At 43.1% G+C, this 12,981-nt stretch carries 8 protein-coding genes; 6 read left to right on the top strand and 2 right to left on the bottom strand.

What is annotated here, in order from left to right; genetic code table 11:
* Positions 1-104 precede the first annotated feature (104 nt).
* From L5M38_RS05935 to L5M38_RS05925, 3 genes are all read left to right on the top strand, one after another.
* Positions 105-1,178: a methyltransferase gene (locus L5M38_RS05935; protein ID WP_263178556.1), complete on the top strand. Its 1,074-nt coding sequence runs from the start codon at positions 105-107 to the stop codon at positions 1,176-1,178.
* Between the two features lie 153 nt (positions 1,179-1,331).
* On the top strand, positions 1,332-2,336 hold the full coding sequence (locus tag L5M38_RS05930; protein WP_263178555.1) for a TDT family transporter: 1,005 nt from the start codon (positions 1,332-1,334) through the stop codon (positions 2,334-2,336).
* Between the two features lie 642 nt (positions 2,337-2,978).
* The gene (locus L5M38_RS05925; RefSeq protein WP_411569027.1) at positions 2,979-5,630 is read left to right on the top strand and encodes a TonB-dependent receptor plug domain-containing protein; all 2,652 of its coding nucleotides are present in this window, start codon (positions 2,979-2,981) and stop codon (positions 5,628-5,630) included.
* Between the two features lie 158 nt (positions 5,631-5,788).
* On the opposite strand, the gene focA is transcribed toward L5M38_RS05925, so the two are convergent.
* Positions 5,789-6,784: a formate transporter FocA gene (focA, locus tag L5M38_RS05920; protein ID WP_263166051.1), complete on the bottom strand. Its 996-nt coding sequence runs from the start codon at positions 6,782-6,784 to the stop codon at positions 5,789-5,791.
* 1,206 nt (positions 6,785-7,990) lie between these two features.
* Here focA and pflB point away from each other — a divergent pair.
* The gene (pflB, locus tag L5M38_RS05915; protein ID WP_028760972.1) at positions 7,991-10,273 is read left to right on the top strand and encodes a formate C-acetyltransferase; all 2,283 of its coding nucleotides are present in this window, start codon (positions 7,991-7,993) and stop codon (positions 10,271-10,273) included.
* A 63-nt stretch (positions 10,274-10,336) separates the two neighbouring features.
* Positions 10,337-11,077 carry a pyruvate formate lyase 1-activating protein gene (pflA, locus tag L5M38_RS05910; protein WP_105252135.1) on the top strand — a complete coding sequence of 247 codons (741 nt, stop codon included), beginning with the start codon at positions 10,337-10,339 and terminating at the stop codon, positions 11,075-11,077.
* A 44-nt stretch (positions 11,078-11,121) separates the two neighbouring features.
* Here pflA and yfbV read toward each other — a convergent pair whose 3' ends face one another.
* The gene (yfbV, locus tag L5M38_RS05905; protein WP_081729091.1) at positions 11,122-11,565 is read right to left on the bottom strand and encodes a terminus macrodomain insulation protein YfbV; all 444 of its coding nucleotides are present in this window, start codon (positions 11,563-11,565) and stop codon (positions 11,122-11,124) included.
* Positions 11,566-11,706: 141 nt separating this feature from the next.
* Here yfbV and ackA point away from each other — a divergent pair, with 141 nt between their 5' ends.
* Positions 11,707-12,906 (top strand): acetate kinase, encoded by a 1,200-nt coding sequence (ackA, locus tag L5M38_RS05900; RefSeq protein ID WP_107948097.1) that lies wholly within the window; start codon positions 11,707-11,709, stop codon positions 12,904-12,906.
* Positions 12,907-12,981: the final 75 nt, after the last annotated feature.

Raw genomic sequence — 12,981 nt, 5'->3', positions numbered from 1 at the left:
ACTGCTCAAGTTTGGATACAGCTCATAGTTCTTTGTATCTCAACTGGCTTTCACGGCTAACTTAGTTATAAAGAACGGACCCGCTCGCCAATTCATTCCTTTTTATGTCTTTTTACCGAACACCAAGTAATATCAGCGCCTTCAATGCGAAGTTTGAAGCTCAAAAAATTGCCTTTGGCCCCATCAGCTTTCAAGTCGCCCACTGCCTACTCAAATTCGATGTGCTAGCCCAAATAGATAACGCGGCCGAGCATGGGATCACTGCAGCCGAGTTAAGCCAATCCACCCCACTGAGTGAATATGCCTTGGGGGTATTGTTGGATATGGGACTCAGTATGGGTTTAGTTTGGCAAAATGAAAATGGCTATGTGCTCGACAAAACTGGGCACTTTTTACTGCATGACGACATGGCCGCCATCAACCTTAACTTTGTGCAGGATGTTTGCTATCAAGGCCTTTTTAACCTTGATACCGCGCTACTCGAAGGCAAGGCCGCAGGACTTAAGGTGTTCGGTGACTGGAATACCATCTACCCCGCCTTAAAAGATCTACCGCCCAAAGCGAAACAGAGCTGGTTTGCCTTCGATCATTACTATTCGGATCATGCCTTTCCACAGCTTCTGCCATTAGTGTTTGCCCATAAGCCAAGCCATTTAGTGGATATAGGCGGCAATACGGGCAAATGGGCACTGAGCTGCTGTGATTATGACGCAAACGTTGAAGTCACGATTATGGATTTCCCGGGGCAACTAGAGGTAGCCACACAAAATGCACTCGCACGAGGTTTTGCAGCGCGCGTGCATACCTTTGCCACCGATCTGCTGGACGACTCCCTACCCTTTGTCGAAGGCGCCGATACTTACTGGATGAGTCAATTTTTGGATTGCTTTTCAAAAAGCCAAATCCTGAGCATTTTACAACGCACGGCAAAGGCAATGACATCAAGCAGCCAACTCTTTATCGTCGAAACCTTTTGGGATAGACAGCCATCGGCCGCCTCCGCCTATTGCGTAAATGCCACTAGCCTCTATTTCAGCGCCATGGCCAATGGCAATAGCCGCATGTATCACTCTAAGGATTTATTGGCCCTGCTTCACCAAGCGGGACTGTATGTGGATGAAGACACAGACAATCTTGGCCTAGGGCACACGCTACTGCGTTGTAAACTCAAACCTTAAGTTTAATAGCAACACCAAAGTAAACAAAACTTATGCAATGAATAAAATTAATCAAATTTATTTATCATGGATGCCCGCAGTACACTAAATACATCAAAACAGCGCCCCAAAAAAAGCGATGTTAAGCATTGTCAGTATTGAGAGGTATTCAAAATGACTTCAAAACGCAAACGCTGGACATCCCACGCAGCTAAACTTCCCAGCCCTATGGCTGGGTTGGCATTGGCAATTGCCAGCTTAGGTTGGACATGGGAGAACATGACACCTTCACTTAATGGCGCAGGACAACTCACAGGCGCCATCATCGCCTCTGTGTTGCTGTTATTGCTCATGGGTAAATTCATGCTTCATCCTAATATTTTAAAGGACGAGCTAAGTCACCCTGTGATTGGTAGTGTAATCCCCACCTTCGCCATGGGCTTGATGGTGGTGTCTAAATCACTCGGCGATTATTTCCCCCATGCAGGCTTAACTCTGTGGCTAGTCGCCATTGGTATCCATGTGATCTTCCTAAGCGCGTTTATCTACTATCGCGCCATTGATTTTAAACTCGAGCACATGGTGCCAAGCTGGTTCGTACCACCCATTGGTATTATCGTCGCGGCGGTGTCTTTCCCTGTATCTGATTACCAATGGTTAGCAAACGCCATTTTGGTTTTTGGAATGTTAGCCTACTTAATCATGCTGCCTTTGATGCTCTATCGCCTCATCTTCTGTCAGGCGATACCTGATGCAGCTAAACCAACCATTGCCATTCTCGCAGCTCCCGCCAGTTTATCACTTGCAGGTTATCTGACCGTTTGCGAGCAGGCGTCGATCCCCTTAGTCGCCTTACTACTGAGCATCGCCATTCTGATGACCAGCATCATCTACTTGGCCTTCTTTCATCTGCTAAAACTGCCCTTTAGCCCAGGCTACGCAGCCTTTACCTTCCCTATGGTTATCGGTGCAACCGCCCTCTTTAAAACCGCAGCTTGGTTAACGCAGTTCAATAACATGGGTGAGTTAGCGATATGGATAAAATACTTAGCAGAATTCGAACTGGTAATCGCCACCTTAGTGGTTGCCTATGTCGCCCTACGTTATTTAGGACACTACTTTCCACTGCAATTTAAAGTGGAAGAGCTAATAAACAGAATAGAACCAAGTAAAAATTAATTCTCAATTTTATGCGCTCTGTACACATTAATTGGAATAACCTACCAAAACTCAAAGAAAGATGAATCGAGATTCATCTTTTTTTGAGTAACGAAGATATTAATAAAACCCTCAAAAATCAGTTCAATTTCAAACCGAACCTATCCTAGCCCTTCTAAAAAAGTGCATATTTAAGAGAATCAGCCATCTAACTTAAACAGCATGAAATTCTATATATAAAGTTAAGCTGCACAAGAAAACCTGAAGAGATACAGAATGACTAACTAAATAAGCAAAATTTCCTATTTTCCCTATAAAAATAATAAAAAAGTATGATTTAACCAAAAGCAAATTAAAACAAAATGAAAACAATTATAAAAAATAAATAAACATTTAATTAACAGGCTTAACAAAAAAACATCAAAACCAGTACTAAGTAGCCATCATTAACGGCATTAATGATGCACAAACCCTTTGTAAAAAAACATTTAGAATAGAAATTTACAAATTTGAAACAATTTAAGCAACATTTATAATGTTGCACTTGTTATTTCCTTGTGGTTATATCTTGAACCTAATTAAAGGTGACACTTATTGGTTACAAAAGTGACTTTTAATAAAATAAGAATTAAACAAAAAAAACAAATGTTAAGGGAGAATAGAATGCGCGCAAAATCTACATTAGCCAAAGCAGTTCGCTTTGCGTTAATCAGCGGAGCTGCTACAGCAGCATTATCAACTTCAGCAGTATTTGCTGCTGAAGACGGTGCAAAAGTTGAACGTATTGAAGTAACAGGTTCTCGTATTCAAAGAACTGATATGGAATCAGCATTGCCTGTTACGGTTTTATCGGCTGAAGATATAGCTAAAACAGGCTTAAGCGACGTTTCTGCAGTATTAGCACAAATGCCATTTAACACTGCGGGAAGTTTTATTAGTGACGCTGGAAGTTCAGCAAGTAACCATGCAAGTTCAGGTATGCGCGGATTAGGCTCTAACCGTACGCTAACATTAATTAACGGACGTCGGATCGCTCCTTCCGCAACATTTGGTGGTGATTCAACCAACCTCAACTTAATCCCCATGGATGCAATTGAGCGTATCGAAATTTTACGTGATGGTGCATCAGCTATTTATGGTTCTGACGCTATCGGTGGTGTAATTAACATCATTCTTAAAAAGACATTCGATGGCTTAGCATTCGATGCAAAATTCGGTAGCCCAACACAAGGTGGCCGTGATGAAAAATCTGCTTCTATTACATTTGGTAAAACTGATGATAAAGGTAGTAGTTTAGTTGTTATCGAACATAAGGCATTTGACCCTCTGCAAGGTGGACAACGCCCTCACATAACAGCTAACTGGGACCAAAAATATGGTCGAAGTGGTTTGTATGCTCCAGAAGGAACATATCGTCCTGTAGCATCTCGCCCAGGAAAAGGCGCTGATGGAACATTTGATGACCCTGTTTACACAGGATTACAAGTTCCAGGTAAAGACTGTCCTGCTGATAGAGTTATTACCACTAAAGATGGCTCGGCCTGTGGATTCAGTCATTTTGATGGCACAGATTACTTACCTGAACAAACTAAAGACTCTATTTTTTCAAATATGACTCATCGCATTACTGATGAACTAGAGTGGTTTGGTCAAGCAATTGTAATGCGTGATAAATCAACCACATCTTCAACAGCATTATGGACTCCTAATCTATATATGGCTGCTGATAACAAGTTAAATCCAACATATGGCACAGCTCAAGCGTCAGAGGTTCAAGCCTATCACCGCTTAAAAGGTGTAGCTGATCGCAAAACAGAATTCGACTCAAATGTAGTCGATATCGTTACTGGCTTGAATCTTGAATTAGATGCTGGTTCATTAAGCTGGTATGTTCAATATTCTGATCAAGTCGTTAATATCGAAACGGACTCTTATGTCTTTGAAGATAAGTTACAAGAAGCTGTAGATAAAGAACTGTATAACCCTTTTGTGGAAGGTGGCAATGCAACACAGGCAACCTTAGATACATTTTTGCATACAGCAACACGTAAAGCGACATCGAACACAACTGGTACAGGTTTATCTTGGGCAGCTTTAGCACCAATAGCATTACCTGGTGGCGATTTAGGCTATGCCGTCGGTGTTGAATATCAAAAAATGGAGTACAAAGATACTCGTGATGCACAACAAGCGGCAGGCAATGTACTAGGTACTTATGGTGGTGATTCAGCTGGTGACCGAAGCTATAAAGCTGCATTTGTTGAATTAGAGCTTCCAGTTCTAGAAAATTTAAACGTTAAACTTGCTAGTCGTTATGACCAATACAGTCTTCCTGATGTTGGCCAATTATCAAGTTCAATTAACGTGCGTTATGAAGTGCTTGATAACTTAGTATTAAGAGCATCTTATGGACAAGGCTTTAGAGCACCGTCTTTAGACGACTTACTAGGCGAGCCAGCAACAAGTTATGATTCAATAACTGATACAACTCTGTGCCAAAGCTTACCTGATGATCAACAAGCAGGTAACAAAGCATGTGAAGATAACCAGTATTTACGTAAAAGTTCAGGTAATAAAGATTTAGAACCAGAAAAATCAGCTCAATACTCATTTGGTGCAGTGTGGAACATCACCGAAAATATTGATTTTGTCGTTGATTACTACAATATTGAAATCACTGACCAAGTAAGTTATATCGATGCTCAGACTATTGTCGACTTAGAAGCGACAGCTGGTTTAGGCGCCTACGATCCAAACTACATTTATGTAAAACGTAAAGCTGATGGCACAATCGATGAAATTGGTGCTGGCAACATCAACATGGATGGCGTACAAACCTCAGGTCTTGATGTCTCTTTTACGTCTAAATACGATCTAGGCACTATGGGTGAGCTGAAGTTCGCAGTTGAGGGTACATATGCACTTGAATATTCAGAGCAAGCAAGTCCAATTGCTCAACGCTATGATGTTTTAGGAACTAAAGGTTATCCACCACTGCGTTTCAATACTACATTTAGCTACGCTATTGACGATTTTTCCGCGTCTTTAATCGCTAAATATATTGATTCTTATGATGGTGAAACACCACAACAGCAGGAAGCCGGCACTAATAAGCAAGACTTCTCTTCGTTTACAACTTGGGATATGACACTTAACTATGACTTCAACAATTATGGGAAAGTCACTGTAGGTGCACGTAACTTATTTGATGCTATGCCAACAGTTAACTATAGCTTAGGTTACCCTGGATACGACACTGATACGCACAACATCTTAGGTCGTGTAGTATTTGCAGGATACAAAGTTAAGTTCTAATATCGCATTTCTCAATTAGAACTAGAACCTAATCAAAAAACGGCATCTTCGGATGCCGTTTTTATTTACTTCATTATTTACACATCATAGTAAACCGACATAAAAATGCCCAGCTACCTGCTGGACACTTTCACTTCAGACTAATAATTAAAGACGTTTTAGGAATGTTTAGTCAGCTTAATCTCACTCTGATGCTGAGGTTTTTCAGTATGTGAATGTGGTGCAGAAAAGTGTTCATGATGAGCTTTGTGTGGTTCAGCCAAGGTTACTTTACCCTGCTCTATCCACCAATAACCTAAACCAACAATCACACCGCCACCGACAATATTGCCTAAGGTTACAGGTATTAAATTATTGAATATAAAGTTTGCCACGGTTAAATCGGCAAATTGTGCTTGAGTAACCCCTAAAGACGCGAAGAACTCTGGGCTGGCGATTGATTGGATCATCATGCCCATAGGCACCATAAACAGGTTAGCGATACTGTGTTCAAAGCCACTACTGACGAACATAGCCACAGGTAAAATTAACAGTAACGATTTAGTCAGCACATCACGGCTGGCAAAGGTCATCCACACACCTAAACACACCAACATGTTACATAAAATGCCTAAACTAAAGGCTTGAATCCAAGTATGGTGCAGTTTGTGCTGTGCCACTTTAAGGGCATTTAATCCCCAATTACCACCATCGAGCTCATACATACCTGCGGCAGTGATCAAGCAAACCATCAACATAGCGCCGACAAAATTGCCGGCATACACGCGGCACCAACATTTGAGTAATTCAGCGCCAGTGACCTGTTTTTGTGCCCAGGCGACGGTACTGAGTACAGAACTGGTGAACAATTCTCCACCGCAAACAACCACTAAGATTAAACCTAAACTAAAGGCTATTCCGCCAACGAAACGAACTAAACCCCAAGACGCATCGCCTGCGCCAGTGGTTACGGTTAAATAAAAAACAAAGGCTAAGGCGATAAATGCGCCAGCAAACACGGCTAAACCAAAGGACTGCCAAGGTGCTTTAACCACTTTGCTTGTCCCGTAAATTTCAGCCTGATTGTAACAACTAAAATGAGCTGAAACCTGTGGCGCTTCATGTGCGCTGTTTGTCACAGTTGGAACTGATGACGATGGATTTGGGCTTTTCATTGCATAACTCCAACTTCAGATAAACAAACTTGAACGCGTAGCATAGGTATCTCCAGCAGCGCCATTGCGCAGATAATACGAATCAAAACCGAGATAATGATTTGCTTAAATGATGATTCACTAAAGTCTCGCTTTGTATCATACAACGCGCTTATGCTGTGAAGCAGATATTGCTAAAGCGTGATGCTATTCACACCCAAAATGTGAAAACTTTGAAGCCAAAAACACAAAAGGTTAATTGGTCTTACCATGGTGACACAATTTTCATCGCGAGAATGTGGCTTAATTAAGATGGTATACGATGCAAATCCTGCACATTTCCATCTCATATTTAGTGAACTAACGCTTAAATTAATGCGCTATAGATTCAAGTTAACCTCAGCAATGACACATTAAATGACCAAGAGCTTGACGCGTGTCTCTCGGTATTCATTAAATTGAACCGATACTTTAGCATTTACAGTTTAGTCCAACAGCAAGTAACAAGTTGCCTGCATCATAGCAAACTACTGTATTTAGCCACTCTTTAACCCTTCCTGAATGATTTAAGCATTGCATGCTTTATTTGATGGCGTTATGACATGCCGTCTCCTAAATCGACACTAAGTTAGCAAATAAAAATAAATTAATACAAATAGCTAACATCAAACTTATTTTTAATATCATAACCACTGCGCCTACTGTGACAGCTCCCATTATCGAGCCGTGACCTCCACCAATCAAAATCAGCCTATACGAGGATAGATTTATCCTCGCTAAAGGTGGACAGTAAATGGGAACAATATAGGCAGGCTGATTTAAGAGATAATGGGGTTCAGATGTCACACCAAGTTAAAAAGCGTGCCGTATTCCCTATTGTGGTAAAAAAATGCTACCTAGCTAGCAAATTTGGGATTAACAGAGCATAAACCAAGCCGTTTAAGATGCGATAGCGACTGACCTATGTTAATATGCTTATGGACAATTGGTCTTACCAATTATAAAGATTTATCAGTAGCCGATAATCAAAGTAAGCGAATATTTGTCATCTTATCGGGTATCAATAGACAGACTTTTGGAGTGACGAGCGCTTCAAAATCCAGTTCCCATCATAGGGCGTCATCATGAAGGGAGCTTTATTTCAGGAATTAGCTATTGGCTTATACTCAGCATTGCTTAACGCTGATCGCCAATAACCTTTTATCTCAACCAGAAGGTATTAGTACGATGACCGACAAAACTGAACTGTTTGCCAACGCATGGGAAGGCTTTACTCCTGGCGATTGGAAATCTGAAGTCAATGTACGTGACTTTATCCAACAAAACTACGCGCCTTTTGAAGGCGATGAGTCCTTCCTCGCCGGTGCCACCGAAGCGACCACAAAATTGTGGGATAAAGTCATGGAAGGCATCAAACAGGAAAACCGTACCCACGCGCCTGTTGATTTCGACACTAAGATGGTTTCAACCATCACTTCCCACGACGCTGGATACATCAACAAAGAATTAGAAACTATCGTTGGCTTACAAACAGACGCGCCGCTAAAACGCGCTATGTTGCCTAACGGTGGTATTCGTATGGTGGAAAGCTCATGCGCCGCCTACGATCGTGTACTGGATGAAGATGTTAAATACGTTTATTCAGAACTGCGCAAAACCCATAACCAAGGTGTGTTCGATGTTTACACCCCCGAAATTATGGCCTGTCGTAAATCAGGTATTTTAACGGGATTACCCGATGCCTATGGCCGTGGCCGTATCATTGGTGACTATCGCCGTGTGGCACTTTACGGTATCGATTACCTGATGAAAGATAAGTTTGCCCAATTTAGCTCACTGCAAGCGCAGTTCGAAGCGGGTGAAGAATTATCTAACGTTATCCAATTACGTGAAGAAATTGCCGAGCAACACCGTGCATTAGGCCAAATGAAGAAAATGGCTGCCAAGTATGGCTTCGATATTTCTCGTCCAGCGACCAATGCACAAGAAGCGATCCAATGGACTTACTTCGGCTATTTAGCTGCAGTGAAGAGCCAAAACGGCGCTGCCATGTCATTAGGTCGTACCTCTTCATTCCTCGACATCTATATTGAACGTGATCTGAAAAATGGCACCTTAACTGAGCAACAAGCTCAGGAAATGGTTGACCATTTCGTGATGAAATTGCGTATGGTGCGTTTCCTACGTACCCCTGAATACGACGAATTGTTCTCAGGCGACCCAATTTGGGCGACGGAGTCAATCGGCGGTATGGGCTTAGATGGCCGTACGTTAGTGACGAAATCAAGCTTCCGTTTCTTGAACACCCTTTACACTATGGGTCCAAGTCCAGAGCCAAACATCACAGTATTATGGTCAGATAAACTGCCAATCGGTTTCAAAAAATATTGCGCCAAAGTGTCTATCGACACTAGCTCAATCCAATACGAAAACGATGACTTAATGCGTCCAGATTTCCAATCAGACGACTATGCAATCGCCTGTTGTGTGAGCCCTATGGTTGTGGGTAAACACATGCAGTTCTTCGGTGCTCGCGCTAACTTAGCGAAAACCATGCTGTATGCGATTAACGGCGGCGTAGACGAAAAACTGAAAATCCAAATTGCCCCTAAAGCAGACATGATCACAGACGAAGTGCTCAACTTTGATGATGTGATGAATCGCTTAGACGGTTTAATGGATTGGTTAGCGACTCAATATGTCACTGCACTGAACTCAATCCACTACATGCATGATAAGTACTCTTACGAAGCCGCGCTTATGGCGCTGCACGACAGAGACGTACGTCGCACTATGGCTTGTGGTATTGCGGGTTTATCTATCGCAGCCGACTCACTGTCTGCCATCAAATACGCCACCGTAAAACCAGTGCGTGATGAAAACGGCATAGCAGTTGATTTCGATATCAGCGGTGACTATCCAAAATTTGGTAACAACGACCCACGTGTAGATGATATCGCCTGTGACTTAGTTGAACGTTTTATGGCGAAAATTCGTGACCGTAAAATGTATCGCAATGCGATCCCAACGCAGTCAATTCTGACCATCACCTCAAACGTGGTTTATGGTAAGAAAACCGGTAACACACCCGATGGTCGTCGTTCAGGTGCGCCATTTGCACCGGGTGCAAACCCTATGCATGGCCGTGATGAAAAAGGCGCAATCGCTTCTTTAACCTCAGTGGCAAAACTCCCATTTGCCCACGCTCAAGATGGTATCTCTTATACCTTCTCAATCGTGCCAAATGCGCTGGGTAAAGATGATGATGCTCGCCGTACCAACTTAGCGGCATTGATGGACGGATACTTCGACCACAATGACAAAAAAGAAGGTGGCCAACACTTGAACGTCAACGTGATGAACCGCGAGATGCTCGAAGATGCCGTTAAGCATCCAGACAAGTATCCACAGCTGACCATCCGTGTTTCTGGCTATGCAGTGCGCTTCAACTCACTGACGCCAGAACAACAACAAGATGTGATCACGCGTACGTTCACAAAAGGTCTGTAAGCTAAATTAGTCAAGGCTGTAGTACACTGTGCTACAGCCTCACTTATTTTAACAGGAGTCACAATGGCAGTTATCGGTCGGATCCACTCGGTGGAATCCTTTGGCACAGTAGATGGTCCCGGCATACGGTTTATCACCTTTATGCAGGGCTGTTTAATGCGCTGCCAATATTGCCACAACCGTGACACTTGGGATCTTGATGGCGGAAAAGAAGTTCTGGTCGATGAGTTAATGAGTCAAATCATCAGCTATCGGCCTTTTCTCGATGCCAGCAATGGTGGTGTTACGGCCAGTGGTGGTGAAGCCATTTTACAGGCCGAATTTGTCGCCGAATTATTCACGGCTTGTCAGCAAGAAGGTATTCATACCTGTTTAGATACCAATGGTTTTGTACGTAAGTACACGCCAGTGATTGATGAGTTGCTCGACCATACTGACTTGGTCCTGCTCGACATCAAGCACATGGACGATGAAAAACATATTGAGTTAACTAAAGTCAGCAACCATAGAACATTACAGTTTGCGCAATATTTGGCAGAGCGTAATCAAGCGACGTGGATACGTTATGTCGTAGTGGGCGGATTTACCGACGATGAAGCATCGGCATTACAACTGGCCGAGTTTATCAAGCCCATGAAAAACATTGAAAAGGTAGAATTACTACCCTATCACGAATTAGGTAAACATAAGTGGGAAGCCATGGGCGAAAGCTATCAACTCGATGGGATATCCCCCCCGAGTCGAGAAACCATGGAAAAGATCAAAGCGGTATTTGTCCAGCAAGGGATTAACGCGATTTATTAATCCACAGTAACAAAAGAGCCAAAAGGGATAACCGCGGCAACGGCCTAAAGTTCTTCCCAATAACTGGCATCTAAACGCTCAAAGGCTATTTTTAAAATCAGTGCCATATCGAGGTAACAGGCCTTAGCGCCTAACGTGTGGCAATTGATACCCATGGATGACAACTTCGCACTCAACTGGTTAATCCAGTCGAACAGCGTTAACGGTAATGGATGGCGAGCTCGCCAGCCTAACCACAGCAGCCCCTGTAACGGTAAGCTGATGAAAAATAAACCGAGAGTGACAGCTTGGGGCAGAAATGCCCAACCGTGAATATACAGCTGGCTCATGCTCACAAAAATCGCCAGCACTGGCATCACCAGTATGGCAAGCTGAGTTGCTCGGACGACCCGATACTCAGGAAAATAAAAACCCAGTTGTCTAACCATAGGCCAAGTCTTCATATACTGATGACCATCACCTAAGGTTTTGAGGATCTTAATGCTCAATCTTAGACACCAACTACAATGGAATACTGCTCTTACCATAGCACAATCTGGCGAATCGCCCCAAGACTGATATGGTAAAAACACCGCAGTTCCTCATTATTTTGAATCGTTATATTAAACACAATGGCAAAGGGTTTACACATGTCAAATAAACTGGTTTTAGTTCTCAATTGCGGTAGCTCTTCTCTCAAATTTGCCGTCATTGACGCGCAAACAGGTGACGACCAGATTTCTGGCTTAGCCGAATGTTTTGGTTTAGAAGACTCTCGCATTAAATGGAAAATCAACGGCGAAAAACATGAAGCAGCCTTAGGTGCATTTACGGCTCACCGTGAAGCAGTTGAATACATTGTTAATAAAATTCTTGCGGAACAACCTGAATTAGCAGCAAAAATTCAAGCCGTTGGCCATCGTATCGTTCACGGTGGTGAGAAATTCACTCGCTCAGTGATCATCGATGAGAGCGTGATCAAAGGTATCGAAGATTGTGCTTCATTAGCCCCACTGCACAATCCTGCTCACCTTATCGGCATCCGCGCGGCAATGGCCTCTTTCCCTAAATTGCCACAGGTTGCTGTATTTGATACCGCTTTCCACCAAAGCATGCCAGACAGAGCTTATGTCTACGCCCTGCCTTACAAGTTATACCGTGAACACGGTATCCGTCGTTATGGCATGCATGGCACGAGTCATTTATTCGTTAGCCGTGAAGCGGCCAAAATGCTCAACAAGCCAATTGAAGAAACGAATGTAATCTGTGCTCACTTAGGCAACGGTGCATCAGTCACTGCCATCAAAGGCGGCAAAAGTGTCGACACTTCTATGGGCTTAACCCCATTAGAAGGTTTAGTCATGGGCACACGTTGTGGCGATATTGACCCTTCAATCATCTATCACTTAGTTCATCAACTGGGTTACACCTTAGAAGAAGTGAATAATCTGATGAACAAACAAAGTGGTCTACTGGGCATTTCCGAGCTGACCAACGATTGCCGTGGCATCGAAGAAGGTTACGCAGACGGTCATAAAGGCGCGACCTTAGCCTTAGAAATCTTCTGCTACCGCTTAGCCAAGTACATCGCCTCTTACACTGTGCCACTGGGCCGTTTAGATGCAGTCGTCTTCACCGGCGGCATTGGTGAAAACTCAGATTTAATCCGTGAAAAAGTGCTCAACATGCTGGAAATCTTCAATTTCCATGTCGATAGTGAGCGCAACAAAGCGGCGCGTTTCGGTAAGAAAGGTATCATCACCCAAGATAAAGGCACGATTGCCATGGTGATCCCAACGAATGAAGAATGGGTTATCGCCGAAGATTCCATTAAACTTATCAACAAATAAAAAGACCTAAGCCGTTTGCTCACCCAAACGGCTTTATACCTTACGTAGCCGTACTCACAAGCAAATTTGCAGAAA

Origin of the sequence: Shewanella sp. SM101, assembly GCF_025654465.1 — a bacterium.
GTDB classification, from domain to species: domain Bacteria; phylum Pseudomonadota; class Gammaproteobacteria; order Enterobacterales; family Shewanellaceae; genus Shewanella; species Shewanella oncorhynchi.
Note: the sequence above shows the minus strand (reverse complement) of the source record. Positions and strands in the feature narration are given on the sequence as shown.